Genomic DNA, 17935 nt, shown 5'->3' with positions numbered 1-17935 from the left:
GCGGCCCCGCCCCGCGGGCGCTGAACCTGCTCGCGCGCCCCTCCTCCCTCGCGGCGCGGATCGTCGCCGCGCTGGACACGCCCGACCTCCCCCGCGCCGAAGCCCTCGCCGCCGCGCTGGCCCCGCCGCGCTGCGGCGTGCTCAAGGTCGGGCTGGAGCTGTTCGGCGCGGCCGGGCCGGAAGCGGTGCGCCGCGTCGGCGCCCGCGCGCCGGTGTTCCTGGACCTGAAGCTGCACGACATCCCGAACACCGTCGCCGGCGCGGTGTGCGCGCTGCTGCCGCTCCGCCCCGCGATGCTGACGGTCCACGCCGCCGGCGGCGCGGCGATGGTGGAGGCGGCGCGCGAAGCCGCGGAGTCGCAGAGCGCGGAACGCCCCGTCCTGCTCGCGGTCACCGTGCTGACCAGCCTGGGCGCCGAGGCGCTGGCCGAAACCGGCGTCGCCGGCGCCCCGGAGGAGCAGGTGCTGCGCCTCGCGCGCCTCGCCTTGGAGAACGGCGCCGACGGCTTGGTCTGTTCGCCGCGCGAGGTCGCAGCGATCCGCGAGGCGTTCGGCCCGGCGCCCCTGCTGGTGGTGCCCGGCGTGCGCCCCGCGGGCAGCGCCGCGGGCGACCAGGCGCGCACCGCGACGCCCGCCGAGGCGGTGGCGGCCGGCGCCGATTGGATCGTGCTCGGCCGCCCCCTGACCGGCGCGCCCGACCCGGCCGCGGCCGCGGCGGCCGTCGCGGCGGGGCTGCCCGGATGAGCGCCGCCGTGCGCGTGAAGATCTGCGGCGTGAACAGCCCCGTCGCGCTCGACGCCGCCGCCTCCGCCGGCGCCGACATGCTGGGTTTCGTGTTCTTCCCGCCCTCGCCGCGCGCCTTGACGCCCGCCGACGCCGCCGCGCTCGGGGCGCTCGACACCGGCGGCGCGGAGCGCGTCGGCCTGTTCGTGGACCCGGACGACGACGCCATCGAAGCGGTGCTCGCCGCGCTGCCGCTCGACGTGATCCAGCTCCACGGCGGCGAAACGCCCGAGCGCTGCGCCGCCGTCCGCGCCCGCTTCGGCCTGCCGGTGATGAAGGCGCTGGGCGTTTCCTCGCCCTCCGACCTCGACGCCCTCGCCGCCTACGCGCCCGCCGTGGACCGCTTCCTGCTCGACGCCAAGCCGCCCGCCGGCGCCGAACTGCCCGGCGGCAACGCCGCCGCCTTCGACTGGAGCCTGGTCGCGGGCCGCGCCGTGCCCCGCCCCTGGCTGCTCGCGGGCGGCCTGACGCCGGACAACGTGGCGCGGGCGCTCGCCGAAACCGGCGCCCCAGGCGTGGACGTGTCCTCAGGCGTGGAGAAGGCGCGCGGGGTGAAGGACCCGGCGCTGGTCCGGGCCTTCGTGGCGGCGGCGAAGGGCAACTGAGGCGTTTCAAGCGCGGTCAGCGCTGCACGATCTCGACGTGTCGGTTTTGCGGTTCCACGGCGCCATCCCGCGTCGGCACCATGGGGCGGCCTTCGCCAAAGCTTTGTACCGCGATGTTCTCGGGCCGGATGCCCTGGTGCACGAGTTCAGCCGCGACCGCCTCCGCGTGGCGTTGGCTGAGGCGCTGGTTGTAGCTCGGCCCGCCGGAACGGTCGGCGTGGGCGCGCAAATCGATCCGGGCAATCACCTTGTCCGTGACAAGACGCTCGACCGCGTCGGCGACAAGGCCCCGATGCCGCTCGCTGAGTTCGGCGCTGTCCCTGTCGAAGAACAGGAGCGGCCAGCCCCTGCTCACGATCGGCGCCATCGGGACGGACGGCGCCGCTTCCGTTGGTGCCCGCGGCGCACATGCCGCGATCGCTACCAACAACGGGATGAACCGGAGCGGCGGGGCGGACCGCGCTTCCGAGTTTGGGCCGGCAACCGTCAAACAGCCCTCACCGCAGCACGATCCAAACGCCCCGGTTCTGCGCCTCGCGCACCTCATCGCGCGTCGGCACGAAGTTCCGGTCCTCGCCGAAGGCTTGGACGGCGATGCGCTCGCGCCGCACGCCCTGGCGCGCCAGCTCCGCCGCCACCGCCTCGGCGCGGCGCTCGCTGAGGCTCTGGTTGCGGCTCGCCCGGCCGGAGCGGTCGGCGAAGGCCTGCAACTCGACGCGGCCGCTCCCCTCCGCCCCGCCGGCGTTCCGGGCCGCCTCGGCGATGACCTCCCGCCCGCGCGGCCCGATCCGGGAACTGCCCCAGTCGAAGAACACGATGTAGGCCCTTTCCCCGGGTGCGGGCCGCGGCGCCGGGGCGGCGGCTTCCGGGGCCGGGGCGGCGCAGGACGCCGCCAGGGCGGCGATGGCCCCCAGCGGGAGCAGCCGGAGCGCCCCGCGGCGGGCCCTGTCGGGCGGAGGTTCCATCCGTGCACCATACCGCCCGGCCGGCCGTCGGGGCGAGGCCCTTCGGGCGCGCTCGGCCACGGCCGCGGGGGTTACCGCAGCCCCGCCCCGACGCTATGTCCCGTGCTCGATCCGGGGCGCCTCCGCCGCCCCGCAAGGAACGCCGATGGACACGCCGCTGCCGAACTCCTTCCGCCAGGGCCCCGACGCAGCGGGCCGCTTCGGCCCGTTCGGCGGGCGCTACGTCGCCGAAACGCTCATGCCCCTCATCCTGGAGGTGGAGCAGGCCTACAACGAGGCGAAGCGCGACCCGGCCTTCGACGCGGAGTGGCGCCGCCTACTCACCCACTACGTCGGCCGCCCCAGCCCGCTCTGGTTCGCCGAGCGGCTGACGGCGCACCTCGGCGGGGCCAAGGTCTACTTCAAGCGCGACGAGCTGAACCACACCGGCGCGCACAAGATCAACGCGGTGCTCGGCCAGATCCTGCTCGCCAAGCGCATGGGCAAGCGCCGCATCATCGCCGAGACCGGCGCCGGCCAGCACGGCGTCGCCACCGCCACCGCCTGCGCGCTGTTCGACCTGCCCTGCACCGTGTTCATGGGCGCGACCGACGTGGAGCGGCAGCAGCCCAACGTGTTCCGCATGAAGCTGCTCGGCGCCGAGGTGGTGCCCGTCTCGTCGGGCGCCGCCACGCTCAAGGACGCGATGAACGAGGCGCTGCGCCACTGGGTCGCCCACGTGGACGACACCTACTACTGCATCGGCACCGTCGCCGGCCCGCACCCCTACCCGGTCATGGTGCGGGACTTCCAGAGCGTGATCGGCGAAGAGGTCCGCGAGCAGATCATGGCCGCGGAAGGCCGGCTGCCGGACGCGCTGGTGGCCGCCATCGGCGGCGGCTCCAACGCCATGGGCCTATTCTTCCCCTTCCTCGACGACCGGGAGGTGCGGATGTTCGGCGTGGAGGCGGCGGGGCGGGGCCTCGACAGCGGCGAGCACGCGGCCTCGCTCAGCCGCGGCCGCCCCGGCGTGCTGCACGGCAACCGCACCTACCTGCTGCAGGACGCGCACGGCCAGATCGACGAGGCGCACTCCATCTCCGCCGGCCTCGACTACCCCGGCATCGGCCCGGAGCACTCCTGGCTGCACGAGCTCGGCCGCGTCGAGTACGTCGCCGCGACCGACGACGAGGCGCTGGAGGCCTTCAAGCTCTGCTCCAAGCTGGAGGGCATCATCCCGGCGCTGGAGCCGGCGCACGCCTTGGCGCAGGTGGTCCGCATGGCGCCGGGCCTGCCGCGCGACTTCCTGATCGTGATGAACCTGTGCGGCCGCGGCGACAAGGACATCTTCGCCGTCGCGCGGCACCTCGGGGTCGCGCTGTGAGCCGCATCGCCGCCCGCTTCGAGGCGTTGAAGCGCGAGGGCCGCGCCGGGTTCGTCACCTACCTCCAGGCGTACGACCCCGACCCGGCCTGCTCCATGGCGATCCTGCGCGGCTTGCCCGGCGCGGGCGCCGACCTGATCGAGGTCGGCGTGCCCTTCACCGACCCGATGGCGGACGGCCCCTCCATCCAAAGGGCGGCGCAACGCGCCCTGAAGGCCGGCGCCACCCTCGCCGGCGTGCTCGCCATGGTGCGCGACTTCCGCGCCGAGGACGACGAGACGCCCATCGTCCTGATGGGCTACTACAACCCCGTCCTCTCCTACGGCGTCGAGCGCTTCTGCTGCGACGCCGCGGCGTCCGGCGTGGACGGCCTCATCGTGGTGGACGTGCCGCCCGAGGAGGCCGGGGAGATCGCGCCCCACGCCCGCGACGCCGGCCTGGACCTGATCCGCCTGATCGCCCCCACCACGGGCGAGGCCCGCCTGCCGCGCGTGCTCGCCGCGACCTCCGGCTTCGTCTACTACGTCTCCATCGCCGGCATCACCGGCACCCGCAGCGCCACCGCGGAGCACCTGGCGGAGGCGGTGCCGCGCATCCGCCGCCACACGGACCTGCCCGTCGCCATCGGCTTCGGCATCCGCACGCCGCAGCAGGCGGCGGAGGCGGCGCGCCTCGCCGACGCCGTCGTGGTCGGCTCCGCGCTGGTGGACACGCTCGCCGCCGGCCTGGACGAGGACGGCCGCGCGCGGCGCGAGACGCGGCGGCAGGTGCTGGACCAGGTGCGCGCCTTGGCGGACGCGGTGCACGGCGCGCGGCACGAAGGGGGCCGCGACGACCGATGAACTGGATCAGCGAGTGGGCGCTGCCCAAGATCAAGACGCTGTTCGGCGCCCCGCGCGAGGTGCCGGACAACCTTTGGGACAAGTGCCCGAACTGCGAGCAGATGATCTTCCACCGCGACCTGGAGCGCGCGCTCCACGTCTGCACCCACTGCGGCCACCACATGCGGATCGGCGCGCGGCAGCGGCTCGACATCACGCTCGACCCCGGCTGGCAGCGCATCGAGCTGCCGCGCGCGCCCGCCGACCCGCTCCGCTTCCGCGACCAGCGCCGCTACGCCGACCGCCTGAAGGACGCGCAGTCGCGCTCCGGGCAGGAGGACGCGGTGCTGGTGGCGCACGGCGCCATCGACGGCCACCGCGCCGTCGTCGCGGCCTTCGAGTTCTCCTTCCTCGGCGGCTCCATGGGCGCGGGCGTGGGCGAGGCGCTGGTCACGGCCGCGCGCCTCTCGGTGCTGCAGGACAGCCCGCTGGTGGTCTTCACCGCCTCCGGCGGCGCGCGGATGCAGGAGGGCGCGGTCTCGCTCATGCAGATGCCGCGCACCGTGATCGCCACGCGCATGGTGAAGGAGGCGGGGCTGCCCCTCATCCTCGTGCTGTGCGACCCGACCACGGGCGGCGTCACGGCCTCCTTCGCCATGCTGGGCGACGTCCAGATCGCCGAGCCGGGCGCGCTGATCGGCTTCGCGGGCGCGCGGGTGATCGAGCAGACGGTGCGCGAGAAGCTCCCCGAGGGCTTCCAGCGCGCCGAGTACCTGCTGGAGCACGGCATCCTCGACATGGTGGTGAAGCGCGGCGAGATGCGCGCCACCCTGGCGCGGGTGATCGGCCTCCTGCGCGTGCCGGAGGGCGCCGCCGAAGCGGCGGCGCGGCAGGATCTGGAAGCGGACGCCGCCCCGCCGCCCGCGCCGGCCCTCCTCGCGCCACCGGCGGCCGAGCGCGCCGCGCCCGCCGGGTAGCGCCGGCGCCCCGCGCAGAGGCCCCGCCGCCATTTCCCGCGCCGAAGCCATCGTCGAGCGCCTGCACGGCCTCCACCCGAAGCTGATCGACCTCAGCCTCGGCCGGATGCGCCGCGCCCTGGAGGCGCTGGGCCGCCCGGAGCGCGCCTTGCCGCCGGTGGTCCACGTCGCAGGCACCAACGGCAAGGGCTCCTGCTGCGCCTTTCTGCGCGCGGTCGCGGAAGCGGCCGGTCGGCGCGTCCACGTCTACACCTCGCCGCACCTGGTCCGCTTCCACGAGCGCATCCGCTTGGCCGGCGAGCCGGTGGACGAGGAAACCCTGGAGGCCGTGCTGGAGGAGGTGGAAACGCGCAACGCCGGCGCCGAGATCACCGTTTTCGAGATCACCACCGCCGCGGCGCTCCTGCTGTTCAGCCGCGTGCCGGCAGACCTCCTGGTGCTGGAGACCGGCCTCGGCGGCCGCTACGACGCGACCAACGTGGTGGACCGGCCGGCGGCGACCGCCGTCACCTCCATCTCCATGGACCACATGGAGTTCCTGGGCGACACCCTGGAGAAGATCGCCGGCGAGAAGGCCGGCATCATCAAGCCCGGCGTCCCCTGCGCCGTCGGCGCGGTCGGGCCGCTCGCCGTGCTGGAAGCCGCCGCGGCGGAGGCGGGCGCCCCCTTGCTGGCGCGCGACCGCGACTGGCGGATCGGCCCCGCCCCGGGCGGCGCCGGCGGCCTGCGCTACGCCGACGCCGCGGGCGCGCTGGATCTGCCGCCGCCCTCGCTCGCCGGGCCGCACCAAGCGGAAAACGCCGGCATCGCGATCGCCGCGCTCCGCGCCTGGAACCCGCCCTGGCTCACCGCGGAAGCGGTCGCCGCCGGGGTCGCCTCCGCCGAATGGCCGGCGCGGCTGCAGCGCCTGCGCGGCCGCCTCGCCGCCTCGCTGCCCGGCGGCTGGGAGCTGTGGCTCGACGGCGGCCACAACCCCGGCGCCGGCCAGGCCCTCGCCGCGCAGCTCCGCGCTTGGCGCGACGCGGCGCCCGAGCGCCCGATCCACCTCGTCGTCGGCATGAAGCAATCGAAGGCCGCGGCGGGGTTCCTGGCGCCGCTGCTCCCGCTCGCGGACACGACCTGGGCCGTGGCCGAACCGGGCCAGCACCTCGCCATGCCGGTGGAGGGCATCGTGGCGGCGAGCGGCGGCGCCGCGCGGCCTGGGCCGACCGTGGCGGCGGCGCTGGCCGCGTTGCCACGCGGCGGCCCGCCGGCGCGGGTGCTGGTCTGCGGCAGCCTCTACCTGGCGGGCGAGGTGCTGAAGGCGGAAGGGTGAAGGCCGGCCATCAGCCCCCGCTCACGGGCGTCCCGACCAAGCGCGCCGCCGGCGGCCACGCAGCGGCTATTTCGTGGCGGAAGGTCCACAGCGCGCCGAGCGCCAGCAGCACCAGCAGCACGGAGCCTATCCACGCCGCCCGCAAGACGAGGTCGCCGCGCCCGCGGAACCCGGCGGCGTCGTCCACCGGCGGCAGCGGGGGGTCTATCACCTGCGGCGGGCGGCGCAGCATCGGGCGCGTCGGCGGGGGCACGGCCTGGGGCGGCTCGGGCGTCGGCGCGTAGGTGTAGGCGGGCGGGGGCGGGGTGACCGGCATCGCCCCCGACGGCGAAGCCGGCAGCGCGGACGCCGTCGGGGCTGGCGCGGGCTCCGCTTGCAGCAGGGTCCATTCGTGGCCGCAGTTCGCGCAACGCAGGCGGCGGCCGGAGCCGACCAGCCGGTCGGGTATTTCGTATACGGCTTCGCAGGACGGGCAAGTGGCGCGCATGGCGGCCGGACTCTGGTGAAGCGCCGCCGCGGTCGCAAGCAGCCGGACGGCGGGCAGCGGAGTCGTGTTCAGCCGCTCCCGTTCGGCGGTGCCGGGCGGCGCGCCGCCCCGGCCTGAACCACGAGGCAGGAGGAACCCGATGGTGGAAACGGTCTGGCATTGCAACGTGGCCGCCTCGCTGGACGGCAAGATCGCCCGCCCGGACGGCGGGGTGGACGACTGGTTGGCCGCGGAGTACCCGGCCGAGAACTTCGGCTTCGATGCCTTCCTGGCGGACGCCGGCGCGATCCTGATGGGCCGCGCGACCTACGACGCCCTCCGCCGCCTCGGCGACTGGCCCTACCCCGGCAAACCGACGATCGTGGTGACGACCCGGCCGCTGCCCGATCCGCCGCCCGCGGTGGAAGCGCGGTCCGGCGACATGGCCGGGGTCGCCGGGGAGTTGGAAGGCCGGGGCCACCGCCGCGTGTGGATCGCGGGCGGCGGACGGGTGATCCGTTCCATGATCGCCATCGGGAAGTTCGACGTGCTCGAGATGGCCTTGATCCCGACCGTCCTGGGCGAGGGCATACCGCTGTTCCCGCCGGGCACGGGCGGGCTGGACCTCCGGTTGGTCAAGTGCGAGGCCAAGGCCAGAGGGGCGCTGCACCTCGTCTACGAGCGCGTGGCCTGAGGCGGCGGAGCGACGCTCTTTCGGTCCGCCGCCCCCACCGGCGGGCTCCTGAACGGCCCCGTTCCCCGGGCCGGATCGGGGCTGTCCGCCCAAGGCCGCCGTTGCGCGGAGCCGGCCAAGGTGAATAGGCCGTGGCGGTCGCGCACCGGTTCGGAACGGCTTCGACGGCGGCGGCCCGGAAGCCGCCGGCCCGCGGCGGCGCCCACGCTCAGGCACGACCGGCACCAAGGGTCCGGGCGGCGACGCCCGGCGCGGGCCCCGCCGGCCCGGCTTCCCGGCCGCGTGCGGGACGGCAACGCCCCGCCGCGGGCCCGGCGGCGCCCGTCGCGCGGCACCACCCGCGCCCGGTGCACCGCCGCCGCGGCGCCGCGGACGGGCGGACGGCCACCACGTTGCCGTGGGGCTAGGCGCCGCGGAACACCGCGCGCCTTTCCGAGCGTTCTGTGCCGCGCGACCTTTGGGACCAAACATGACGTTCGCAGGCCATCCACCGCGGGTCCGTCGCCGCGCCCCCGAGGCCAAGGCCGGGGCGGAACGGCGCGGCGATGGACCATCGGCCGGACCGGGCCGCACCCCCGGGCCGAGGCGGTCCGGTCAGCGCCGCGCCGTCGCGCGGGCGGCGGCGGCGTTGCTGGCCATCCTGCCGCTGCTTCCGGCCTGCGACGGGAGCGGCGCGCGGCTTTCCCTGGTCGGCCGCGACGGCATCGAAAGGCGGGCCACGGTGGACCGCCCCGCCGCGCCGCCGGCCGCGGCCGGCCCGCGCCCCCTGATCGTCGTCCTGCACGCGGGGCTGCTCAGCGGGGCGCAAACCCGCGACGAGTTGGAGCCGCTGCCGGCCATGGCGCGCCAAGCCGGGGTCGCGCTCGCCTTCCCCGACGCCCAGAGCCTGTTCTGGAACGACGGCTCACTGTCCCGGGCGCTGCCGCCGGCGCTCTCGCCGACCGGCGACGACCTCGCCTTCCTCGACGCGCTGATCGCCGCCCTGGTCGCGGACGGCACCGCCGACCCGGCCGCGGTCCACATCGCGGGTGTCTCCAACGGCGGCATGATGGCGCTGCGCTATGCCTGCGCGCGCGCCGACCGCCTCGCCTCGGTGGCCGTGTTCATGGCGACCATGCCGCTCGGGGCCGAGCGGGGCTGCCGGCCGGCGCGGCCGCTGCCCGTCCTCATGGTGGCCGGCACCGCCGACCCGTTGGTGCGCTGGACGGGCGAGGTGAATCTGGGCGGCATCGTGGGCCTGGAGCGCCGCATGTCCGTGCCCGCAAGCTTCGAATTCTGGCGCCGTGCGAACCGCTGCGCCGGAACGGCTCCGGCGCGGCCGCTGCCCCGGCGGGGGCTGGGCACGCAACCCGACGCCCTGGTCCACGCGGCGACCGGCTGCGCCGGGGGCGTCCAAACGCTGCTGTACGAGGTGCGCGGCGGCGGCCACCGGCTGACCGCGGGCGACGACTGGACCCTGCTCCGGCTCCTCGGCCGCGCCACGCCCGACATCGACCCCGGCGTGCTGCTGCTCGATTTCGTTCTCGAACCAAGCCGCGTGCCGGGGCTGGGGCGCGCCGACCGGCCGCTGGCCCTGGACCGCGAGGGGCCGAGGACCGCCCCGTGACGGCGCTCGGCTCGGTTCGAGAACGCTCGCGTTTCCCGGCCGAAACGCGGCGAAATACAAGCGCCAGCGCCCGAACGGCGTCTTCCACCCGGCACCCGCGAAGGCCCGGAAAGCAAGATGGCAAGCCGTTGAGGCAGTAAGGCGCCGCCCCTCCGCCCGCCCGGTGGTTGGCGCGCCCCGCCCGCGGCGGCATTGTCCGCGCCATGGTCCGGTTCGACCGCGTCGGCCTCCGCTATCCCGTGCCCCCCGGGCCGGAGGGGACGGGGCCGGAGGCGCTGCGCGACGTCTCCTTCGCCCTGCCGGAAGGCAGCTTCCACTGGCTCCTCGGCCCTTCCGGCGCCGGCAAGTCCAGCCTGCTGCGCTTGATGCACCTCGCGCTCCGGCCGAGCCGGGGCGAGGTGGAGCTGTTCGGCGCCCGCCTGTCGCAAACGCGCCGCGCCGCCCTGCCCCGGCTCCGGCGGCGGATCGGCGTGGTCCACCAGGATTTCCGCCTGCTGCCGCACCTGCCCGTGGCGGACAACCTCGCCCTCCCGCTCCGCATCGCCGGCCGGGCGGAGGCGCAGGTGCGCGCCGACGTGGAGGAGATGCTCCGCTGGATCGGCCTGGTGAACCGCGCCGACGCCCTGCCGGCGGCGCTCTCCGGCGGCGAGCAGCAGCGGGTGGCCATCGCCCGCGCCGTGGTGATACGCCCGGCGCTGCTGGTGGCGGACGAGCCGACCGGCAACCTGGACGCGGCGCAGACCTGGCGCGTGCTGCGCCTCTTGGGCGAGATGCACCGCATGGGCACCACGGTCGTGGTCGCCACCCACGACGAGGTGCTGGTGCGGGCCCACGCGGCGCCCGCGCTGCGGCTGGAAGGCGGGCGGCTGGTTTCGCATGGCTGACGGCGCGCGGCGGCAGCGCTTGCGCCGGAGCCGGGGGCGCGACCCGCTCGGCCTGCGCCGCGCGTTGGCGGACCGGCTCTTGCCCGGCTTGGTGGCGGCGATGGCGCTGCTCGGCGCCGTGGCGCTGGGCGGCGCCGAGGGCGCGGCGGAGCTGGCCCGGCGCTGGCAGGGCGGCGCCGGCTCGGCGGTGCTGGTGCAGTTCCCGGCCGAAACGCCCCCGGCGCGGCGGGACGCGGCCCTGGCGGCGCTACGCGCGCTGCCCGGGGTCGTGGACGCGCGAGCCATGGACCGCGAGCGCATGGCGGCGCTGCTCCGCCCCTGGCTGGGCGAGGTCCCTTCGCTGCCGCTGCCGGTGGTGATCGAGCTGCGCTTGGCGTCCCTGCCCGCCTCGCCCGCCGGCTTCGCCGAGCGCGTCGCGGCCGCGGTGCCGGGCGGCGGCGCGTCCGTGGAGGCGCACGGCGTTTGGCTGGCGCGGTTGGCGGCGCTGGCGCGCAGCCTCCAAGGCGTGGCGATGGCGGCCCTGCTGCTGGTGGCCGGGATCGCCGCGGCGGTGGTGGCGGTCGCGGTGCGCGCGGGCATCGCGGCGCGGCGGCAGGCCATCGCCATCCTGCATGAGCTGGGCGCGACCGACTCCGATATCGCCGGCCGCTTCGCGCGCCGGGTGGCGCTGCTGGCGGGCGCGGGCGCGCTCGCCGGGACGACCCTGGCGGTGCCGGTGCTGGCGGCGCTGGCCGGGCTCGCCGCGCCGCTGGTCGGCGGGGAAGCGGCAGTCGCCGAGGGCCTGCCGTGGCGGGGCCTGCCCTGGACAGGCTTGGCGCTGCTGCCCGCGATCGGCGCCGGCATCGGCTGGCTCACCGCGCAGATCGCCGTCCGCCGATGGTTGCGGCTGCTGCCGTGAGCCGGCGGGGACGGCGCCGCGCGGCGGCGGCGGCCCTCGGGGCCGTGGCGTTGCTGGCGCTCGCCCTGCCGGTGGCGGGCTTCCTGTGGTTCCTCCAAGCCGCCGCCGCGCCACCGGCCGGCGGCGCGCTCCGGGCCGAAGGGATCGCGGTGCTGACGGGGGGCGCCGACCGGGTGGAAACCGGGCTGCGCCTGCTGCTGGCGGACGGGGAAGCGCGCCTCATCGTCTCCGGCGCGCACCGGGACGCGACCTTGCAGGATCTGGTGCGCGTCGCCGGGCTGCCGCCGGACGTGGCAGACGCGGTCGCCGGCCGCGCCACGGTCGGCCACGACGCCGCCTCGACCCGGGGCAACGCGGCCGAGATCGCGGCCTGGGCGCGGCGGGAGGGCATCGGCTCCGTCCGGGTGGTGACGGCGGGCTACCACATGCCGCGCGCCCTGCTGGAACTGCGCCGGGCCTTGCCGCCCGGGGTGGCGCTGCTGCCGCACCCGGTGACGCCGGCGCCGATGCGCGGACGCGCCGGCTTGCGGGAATGGCGGCTGCTGGCGGGCGAATACCTCAAGCTGCTCGGGGCTTGGCTCGGCCTTTCGCGGCCCGGCCCGGCCCTGAACCCCGAACGGGGCCTTGCGCCCCGCCCCGGCGCGACGCAGGACGCGCGCCCATGATGGTCTGGTTGCGCTCCGCCCTGTTCAACGCGTTCTTCTTCGGCTTCAGCGCCACCTACGCGACGCTGATCCTTCCCGCGATGCTGCTGCCGCGGCGCCTGCTGCTGGTGCCGATCCGCTTCTGGGCCGGGGTCGTGGTCGGGGCGCTCCGGGTCATCTGCGGCGTGCGGACGGAGGTGACGGGCCGGGAGCACCTGCCGAAGGAGGGCGCGGCCCTGATCGCGGCCAAGCACCAATCGGCTTACGACACCATCGTCTGGCTCTGGCTGCTGCCCGACCCGGCCTACGTCGTGAAGCGGGAGCTGCTCAACATCCCGGTCTGGGGCTGGCTGATGCGCGGCAGCGGCCAGATCGGGGTGGACCGCTCGGCGGGCGCCAGCGCCATGCGCCACCTGCTCAGGGCCGGGCAGCGGGCGGCGGCCGAAGGCCGGCAGTTGGTGATCTTTCCCGAAGGCACCCGAGTCCACCCCGACGAATACCGGCCCTACCAACCCGGCATCGCCGCGCTGGCCGCCGCCACCGGCCTGCCGGTGATCCCGGTCGCCACGGACAGCGGCCTGCGCTGGGGGCGCCGCGCCTTCCACAAGCGGCCCGGCGTGATCCACGTCCACATCATGCCGCCCCTGCCTGCGGACCTGCGGCGGGAGGCCCTGGTGCGGCGGCTGGAGGACACGATCGAGGGCGCGGTGAAGCGCCTGCCGGCCTCCGGCCAACCTGTGGATAAATCCGTGGATTGAGTGCGGAAAGGGCTTCGACTCGGACTCCAAGAAGGCGCATTAAGCCGCTGCGAAGGGACGGTTTTCCCCGCCGTGCGACGTTCTACATCGAATCCATCCACACCCGACACACACACTAATGCATTGTAAAATAAGGGTATTTTGAACTTGTGCCGCCGCGGCTCGGATTCCCGGTCCGTTCCCGTGGCCCGAGGCCGCCGATGTTCTCCCGGTCCCCGGCCGCGCTGTGGATGAACAGAGGGAAAACGCCGGCTCAGCCCGGCGGCGGCAGCAGCGCGGCGATGCGGTCGAGCCCGGCGTCGCGCACGCCCATCGCGCGCAGGTGGGCCACCGTGTTGAGCAGGTATTCGCGGTTGCACCCCATCTGCCCGCGGCCCCGCGCGATGGTCGCCGCTGCGGCGGGGGCTTCCGGCCGGCAGTAGCTGGCGCGCGTCCGGTCGGCGACGAAGGCGACGGCCCGCACCTCCCGGCCGCTGTCGAGCAGGGTCACGCGGAGCACCCGGCGCTCGTACACCGCCTCCTCGCTCGGCGGCATCTCGCGTTCCTGGAGGTAGTCCAGCACGGCCGCCGCGTCCGCCTCCGGCACCCGGAAGGCGACGCCCCGGCACGACCCGCCGCGGTCGAGGCCGAGCACCAGCCCCGGCGCCTCCGGCGTGCCACGGTAGCGCCGGCTCCAGATGCAGAAACGGCGGTGGAAGCCGCGCAGCAGGGCGGGGTGCATCCCGGTGTAGGCGAAGCCCGGCCGCCAGATCAGGGAACCGTAGGCGAAGACGTAGAGGGCGCCGTCGGCGTCCAAGGGCGGCGGTGCGGGAACGGTCATGCGCGGCGGGGAAGGGGGTTGTCCGGACCGCGGCGCGCCTCGCGCGCGGTGCGGGAGGCCCCTATACCGGCCGGCACGATGCCCGCCAAGCCGAGACGGGCTTGGCGGTCCGCCCCCGGCGCCCTCCTCGCCATCGCATTCCTCGCCGCCGCCGGCCACACGGCGGCGTGGCTCTGGCTGTGCGGCAGGCTGGAGGATGGTTTCGCATCCTGGGCCGCGACCCGAGGAGCGGAGGGCTGGCGCGTGGAACACGGGCCGCCCCGGCGCGGCGGCTGGCCCTTTTCCGCCTCCCTGGCGCTGCCGGGTTTCCGCATGGAGGGAGGCGCCGGCCTCCTGCCGGGCGGCGTGGACTGGCGGACGGAAGCGCTGACGCTGCGCGTGTCCCCGTCGCGCCCGGACCGGCTGGCGCTGGAAGCGCCGGGCCGCCACCGCCTGCGCCTGGGCGAGGCGGAATTGCCGCCGTTCACCGCCGGCCGCCTCGACGCGGCGTTGCCCTTGCGGCCCGACGGCGACGGACCCCCGGACGAAGCGGGCGCGACGGCGCGCGCCCTGCGCGTCGGGGCGGTCGAGGTCGCCTCGGCTTCGGTGGACCTCGACGCGCGGCGCGGCGGGGCCTCCGCCGGCACGCTGCGCGCGTCGGCCGCGGGCGTCGTCCTGCCGCCCGCCCTTCCGGGCACGGACCGGCTCGGGCGCGTCGTGCACAGGATCGGGTTGGACCTCGCCCTGACCGGCGCGGTCCCGCCCGGCGGCGACCCGGCCCGGCGCGCGGCGGCGTGGCGAGACGGCGGCGGCGCGCTGGAGGTCCGGGCGGCGGACGCGCGCTGGGGCGAGGCTGCGGCCTCCGCGTCCGCGACCCTGGCGCTCGACGGCGCCTTGCAGCCCGCGGGCACCGGGGTTTTGCGGCTCGCGGGCGGCGAAGCGCTGCTGGAGGCCGCGAGCGCCGCCGGCCTCCTGTCCCCCTTCAACGCCGCCGCCGCCGGCGTCGCGCTGCGGGCGCTGAGCCGCCCGCCGCCGGAGGGCGGGCCGGCCCGGGCGGAGCTGCCGCTGGCGCTGCGGGACCGCACGCTGAGGCTCGGCCCCATCGCCCTGGTGCGCTTTCCGGCCTTGGACTGGACTCGGGCGGGGCCGGGGATCGGGGCCGGCCGGCCTTAGCCGCTTCGTCATGGGGCTTGGAAACCGCGCCGCGCGCGCCTAACATGTCACCGATGCAGCCCCTCCGGCTCCTTTCCGCGCGAATTACCGGCCCGGCCGCCTGAGCCGCGCCGCGGGTTGCGGCGCGTGCCGCGCCGCCGGGTAGCCACCCCGCCTTTCGCGCCTTCGCCGGAGCCCGCCCGCAATGTCCGATCCGTCGCCGTCCGACCGTTTCGTTTCCGCCAGCTTCCACGTGCTCGCGGACACCTGCCCCGGCCTGTTGCCGCGGCTGCTGCAACCCCTCGCCAAACGCGACCTCGTCGCCGACGACTTCCACGCCCGGCGCGAGGGCGACGACACCTTCGTCGAGATGGCGCTGCGCGCCATGCCGGCGGAGATGGTGCATCTCGTCGCCGGCAACCTCGGCCAGGTCGTGGGCGTGCGGGAGGTGCGTGTCGTGCGGCACCACCGCCCGCAGGAAACCTTGCGCGTCGCCGCTTGAACGCGGGCGCGCGGTTGGCGCGCGCGCCGCGGCGGATTATGTGAGCGGCAACCAACGTCGGGACAGCCGCTCATGCTCTGGGACGCCTTGCCGAGCGCGCTCGACCTCGCGCGCTTCCAGTTCGCCTTCACCGTCACCTTCCACTTCCTGTTCCCGGCCTTCACCATCGGGCTGGCGAGCTACCTCGCGGTGCTGGAAGGGCTGTGGCTGTGGACGGGGCGCGAGGCGTACCTCGACGTGTTCCGCTACTGGCTGAAGGTCTTCGCGGTGGCCTTCGCCATGGGCGTCGTGTCGGGCTTGGTGATGTCCTACCAGTTCGGCACCAACTGGTCGGTCTTCGCAGACCGCACCGGGCCGGTGCTCGGGCCGGTGATGGCCTACGAGGTGCTGACGGCGTTCTTCCTGGAGGCGGGCTTCCTCGGCATCATGCTGTTCGGCCTCGGGCGCGTGGGGAAGTGGCCGCACTTCGCCGCCACCTGCCTGGTCGCCGTGGGCACGCTGATCTCCGGCTTCTGGATCCTCTCGGCCAACTCCTGGATGCACACGCCCGCCGGCTACTCCATCGCGCCCGACGGCCGCTTCATGCCGGAGGACTGGTGGGCGATCGTCTTCAACCCGTCCTTCCCGTTCCGCTACCTGCACACCATCACCGGCGCCTTCCTCACCACGGCGATGATCGTGGGCGCGGTGGGAGCGTGGCACATCCTGCGCGAGCGCCGCGACGTGCTCGGCCGCAAGAACGAGCGCGCGCGCATCATGTTCTCCATGGCGATGTGGATGGCCGCCGCCGTGGCGCCGGCGCAGGCCTTCTTCGGCGACATGCAGGGCCTTTGGGCGCTGGAGCACCAGCCGCAGAAGGTCGCCGCCATGGAGGGCCACTGGGAGACGCAGCGCGGCGCGCCGCTGATCCTGTTCGGCATGCCCGACATGGAGCGCGAGGAGACGAAGCTGGCGTTGGAGATCCCCTACCTCGGCAGCATGATCCTGCGCCACGATTGGAACGCGGAGATCAAGGGGCTGAAGGACTTCCCGCCCGACCAGAGGCCGACCAACGTGCCGCTGGTGTTCTGGTCCTTCCGCATCATGGTGGGGATCGGGCTGCTGATGATCGCGCTCGGCGCGGTGTCGCTCTGGCTGCGCTGGAGGCGCGCGCTCTACGACACGCCCTGGTTCCTGCGCTGGGCGGTGGCGATGGGGCCGTCCGGCCTGTTCGCCGTGACCTTCGGGTGGATCACCACGGAGGCGGGCCGCCAGCCCTTCACCGTGTACGGGCTGGTGCGCACCGCCGACAGCGTGTCGCCGATCGCCGCGCCGGCGGTGGCGACGTCGCTCGCCATGTTCGTCGTGGTCTACTTCGTCGTTTTCGGCGCCGGCACCTGGTACCTCTTCCGCCTGTTCGGCCACCCGCCGGAGGCGCACGAGGAGGGGCCGCGCGGCGGCGAGGCGCTCCGCACCGCGGGCATCACGCCGGCGCCCGCCGTCGCGCCCGACGCGATGCGCGACGCGCGGCCGGCGGAGTAGGCGCGATGGACGCGGAGACGGTCGCCACCATCTGGGCCTTCATCATCGCCGCGGCGGTGTTCCTCTACGTCTGCATGGACGGGTTCGACCTCGGCCTGGGCGTGCTGTTCCCGTGGATCTCGGGGAAGGACGAGCGCGACACGGCGGTGAACACCGTGGCGCCGGTGTGGGACGGCAACGAGACCTGGCTGGTGCTCGGCGGCGCCGGCCTCTACGGGGTGTTCCCGCTCGCTTACGCCACCATCCTGCCGGCGCTCTACATGCCGCTCATCCTGATGCTGCTGGCGCTGATCTTCCGCGGCGTGTCCTTCGAGATGCGCTTCCGCTCGGAGACGCCGGGGCAGCTCCTGTGGTGGGACCGCGCCTTCTCCCTCGGCAGCATCGTCGCCGCGTTCTTCCAAGGCATCGCCTTGGGCGCGCTGGTGCAGGGCATCCGCGTGGAGGACCGCGCCTACGCCGGCGGCTGGTGGGACTGGCTCTCGCCCTTCTCCTTGCTGACCGGTGTGGCGCTGCTGGCTGGCTACGGGCTGCTCGGCGCGTGCTGGCTGGTGTGGAAGACGGAAGGCGGCTTGCAGGAGCAGGCGCGCAGGCTGGCGCGGGTGTTCGCCTTGCTGACCCTGGGGTTCATCGCGGTGGTGAGCGCCATCATGCCGTTCCTGATGCCGGAGTTCCGGGCGCGCTGGTTCGACTTCCCCGCCATCCTCGCCGCCCTGCCGGTGCCGGTGCTGGTGGTGTTCCTCGCCTGGCGCCTGTTCCGCGCCCTGGACGAGAGCGGCCGCGTCGCGCTGGCGCGGACGGAACCCACGCCGGTCGGCCAGACGGCGTGGGCCGACAAGCTGCCCTTCGCCTGCGCGCTCGGGCTGTTCTTCCTGTCCTACACCGGCCTCGGCATCTCCATGTGGCCGCTGATCGTGCCGCCGGAGATCACCATCTGGGACGCCGCCGCCCCGCGCTCGTCGCAGATGTTCGTGCTGGTGGGGGCGGCGGTGCTCATCCCGACCATCCTCGCCTACACCGGGTACACCTACTGGCTCTTCCGCGGGAAGATCCAGCCGGGCAAGGGCTACCACTGATGCCGGAGGCGGGGCGGCGGCTGCTCTGGTTCGTGGGGCTGTACGCCGCGGGCGTGGCGGCGGTGGGCGCGGTGGCGTTCGTGATGCGGCGGTTGTTGTTTTGACGCCGT

21 protein-coding genes are annotated in these 17935 nt (G+C 75.2%); 17 read left to right on the top strand and 4 right to left on the bottom strand.

Annotation, left to right across the window (positions count from 1 at the left end):
- Window positions 1–20: 20 nt before the first annotated feature.
- Entirely contained in the window at window positions 21–743 is a 723-nt protein-coding gene (pyrF, locus tag ABD067_RS23145; protein WP_343897790.1) for an orotidine-5'-phosphate decarboxylase, read from the top strand.
- Complete coding sequence (locus tag ABD067_RS23140) at window positions 740–1387, top strand: phosphoribosylanthranilate isomerase (protein WP_343897772.1); 648 nt, start codon at window positions 740–742, stop codon at window positions 1385–1387. Before pyrF ends, ABD067_RS23140 begins: the two co-directional genes overlap by 4 nt.
- A gap of 16 nt (window positions 1388–1403) precedes the next feature.
- Here ABD067_RS23140 and ABD067_RS23135 read toward each other — a convergent pair whose 3' ends face one another.
- Both ABD067_RS23135 and ABD067_RS23130 read right to left on the bottom strand, forming a co-directional pair.
- Entirely contained in the window at window positions 1404–1754 is a 351-nt protein-coding gene (locus ABD067_RS23135; protein ID WP_343897771.1) for an OmpA family protein, read from the bottom strand.
- Between the two features lie 130 nt (window positions 1755–1884).
- Entirely contained in the window at window positions 1885–2352 is a 468-nt protein-coding gene (locus ABD067_RS23130) for an OmpA family protein (RefSeq protein WP_343897770.1), read from the bottom strand.
- Window positions 2353–2497: 145 nt separating this feature from the next.
- Between ABD067_RS23130 and trpB the strand changes: the two genes are divergently transcribed.
- Genes trpB through ABD067_RS23110 form a run of 4 tightly spaced genes read left to right on the top strand, consistent with a single transcriptional unit; the run spans window position 2498 to window position 6828 of the window.
- Complete coding sequence (gene trpB, locus ABD067_RS23125; RefSeq protein WP_343897769.1) at window positions 2498–3715, top strand: tryptophan synthase subunit beta; 1218 nt, start codon at window positions 2498–2500, stop codon at window positions 3713–3715.
- Window positions 3712–4557 carry a tryptophan synthase subunit alpha gene (gene trpA, locus ABD067_RS23120; RefSeq protein WP_343897768.1) on the top strand — a complete coding sequence of 282 codons (846 nt, stop codon included), beginning with the start codon at window positions 3712–3714 and terminating at the stop codon, window positions 4555–4557. Before trpB ends, trpA begins: the two co-directional genes overlap by 4 nt.
- A complete protein-coding gene (gene accD, locus ABD067_RS23115) occupies window positions 4554–5513 on the top strand; it encodes an acetyl-CoA carboxylase, carboxyltransferase subunit beta (RefSeq protein ID WP_343897767.1) in 960 nt (319 codons plus the stop codon). The genes trpA and accD overlap by 4 nt, the downstream gene beginning before the upstream one ends.
- Window positions 5514–5544: 31 nt before the next feature.
- On the top strand, window positions 5545–6828 hold the full coding sequence (locus ABD067_RS23110) for a bifunctional folylpolyglutamate synthase/dihydrofolate synthase (protein ID WP_408871591.1): 1284 nt from the start codon (window positions 5545–5547) through the stop codon (window positions 6826–6828).
- 10 nt (window positions 6829–6838) lie between these two features.
- Here the strand turns inward: ABD067_RS23110 and ABD067_RS23105 are convergent, their stop codons facing one another.
- On the bottom strand, window positions 6839–7315 hold the full coding sequence (locus tag ABD067_RS23105) for a zinc-ribbon domain-containing protein (protein ID WP_343897765.1): 477 nt from the start codon (window positions 7313–7315) through the stop codon (window positions 6839–6841).
- A 139-nt stretch (window positions 7316–7454) separates the two neighbouring features.
- On the opposite strand from ABD067_RS23105, the gene ABD067_RS23100 reads away from it, so the two are divergent.
- The 6 genes from ABD067_RS23100 to ABD067_RS23075 all read left to right on the top strand — a co-directional run bounded on the left by ABD067_RS23100 (window position 7455) and on the right by ABD067_RS23075 (window position 12778).
- Window positions 7455–7988 (top strand): dihydrofolate reductase family protein, encoded by a 534-nt coding sequence (locus ABD067_RS23100; protein WP_343897764.1) that lies wholly within the window; start codon window positions 7455–7457, stop codon window positions 7986–7988.
- Window positions 7989–8616: 628 nt separating this feature from the next.
- Window positions 8617–9594, top strand: coding sequence for an alpha/beta hydrolase family esterase (locus tag ABD067_RS23095; protein ID WP_343897763.1), 978 nt, complete (start codon window positions 8617–8619; stop codon window positions 9592–9594).
- 203 nt (window positions 9595–9797) lie between these two features.
- Window positions 9798–10478, top strand: a complete 681-nt coding sequence (locus ABD067_RS23090; RefSeq protein ID WP_343897762.1) for a cell division ATP-binding protein FtsE — start codon at window positions 9798–9800, stop codon at window positions 10476–10478.
- Window positions 10471–11376, top strand: coding sequence for a cell division protein FtsX (locus ABD067_RS23085; protein WP_343897761.1), 906 nt, complete (start codon window positions 10471–10473; stop codon window positions 11374–11376). Before ABD067_RS23090 ends, ABD067_RS23085 begins: the two co-directional genes overlap by 8 nt.
- Window positions 11373–12041, top strand: coding sequence for a YdcF family protein (locus ABD067_RS23080; protein ID WP_343897760.1), 669 nt, complete (start codon window positions 11373–11375; stop codon window positions 12039–12041). The genes ABD067_RS23085 and ABD067_RS23080 overlap by 4 nt, the downstream gene beginning before the upstream one ends.
- Window positions 12038–12778, top strand: coding sequence for a lysophospholipid acyltransferase family protein (locus ABD067_RS23075; RefSeq protein WP_343897759.1), 741 nt, complete (start codon window positions 12038–12040; stop codon window positions 12776–12778). The genes ABD067_RS23080 and ABD067_RS23075 overlap by 4 nt, the downstream gene beginning before the upstream one ends.
- Before the next feature lie 253 nt (window positions 12779–13031).
- Here ABD067_RS23075 and ABD067_RS23070 read toward each other — a convergent pair whose 3' ends face one another.
- A complete protein-coding gene (locus ABD067_RS23070) occupies window positions 13032–13574 on the bottom strand; it encodes a gamma-glutamylcyclotransferase (RefSeq protein ID WP_343897758.1) in 543 nt (180 codons plus the stop codon).
- A gap of 102 nt (window positions 13575–13676) precedes the next feature.
- Between ABD067_RS23070 and ABD067_RS23065 the strand changes: the two genes are divergently transcribed.
- From ABD067_RS23065 to ABD067_RS23045, 5 genes are all read left to right on the top strand, one after another.
- Window positions 13677–14750 carry a DUF2125 domain-containing protein gene (locus tag ABD067_RS23065; protein WP_343897757.1) on the top strand — a complete coding sequence of 358 codons (1074 nt, stop codon included), beginning with the start codon at window positions 13677–13679 and terminating at the stop codon, window positions 14748–14750.
- A 184-nt stretch (window positions 14751–14934) separates the two neighbouring features.
- Window positions 14935–15231 (top strand): hypothetical protein, encoded by a 297-nt coding sequence (locus tag ABD067_RS23060; RefSeq protein WP_343897756.1) that lies wholly within the window; start codon window positions 14935–14937, stop codon window positions 15229–15231.
- 72 nt (window positions 15232–15303) lie between these two features.
- Window positions 15304–16752 (top strand): cytochrome ubiquinol oxidase subunit I, encoded by a 1449-nt coding sequence (locus ABD067_RS23055; RefSeq protein WP_343897755.1) that lies wholly within the window; start codon window positions 15304–15306, stop codon window positions 16750–16752.
- A 5-nt stretch (window positions 16753–16757) separates the two neighbouring features.
- A complete protein-coding gene (gene cydB, locus ABD067_RS23050; RefSeq protein WP_343897754.1) occupies window positions 16758–17825 on the top strand; it encodes a cytochrome d ubiquinol oxidase subunit II in 1068 nt (355 codons plus the stop codon).
- Window positions 17825–17929 carry a DUF2474 family protein gene (locus ABD067_RS23045; protein ID WP_343897753.1) on the top strand — a complete coding sequence of 35 codons (105 nt, stop codon included), beginning with the start codon at window positions 17825–17827 and terminating at the stop codon, window positions 17927–17929. The genes cydB and ABD067_RS23045 overlap by 1 nt, the downstream gene beginning before the upstream one ends.
- The last annotated feature ends 6 nt before the right edge of the window (window positions 17930–17935 follow it).

Source organism: Craurococcus roseus, assembly GCF_039523795.1.
GTDB classification, from domain to species: Bacteria; Pseudomonadota; Alphaproteobacteria; order Acetobacterales; family Acetobacteraceae; genus Craurococcus; species Craurococcus roseus.
This window is presented reverse-complemented; position numbering and strand designations above follow the sequence as displayed.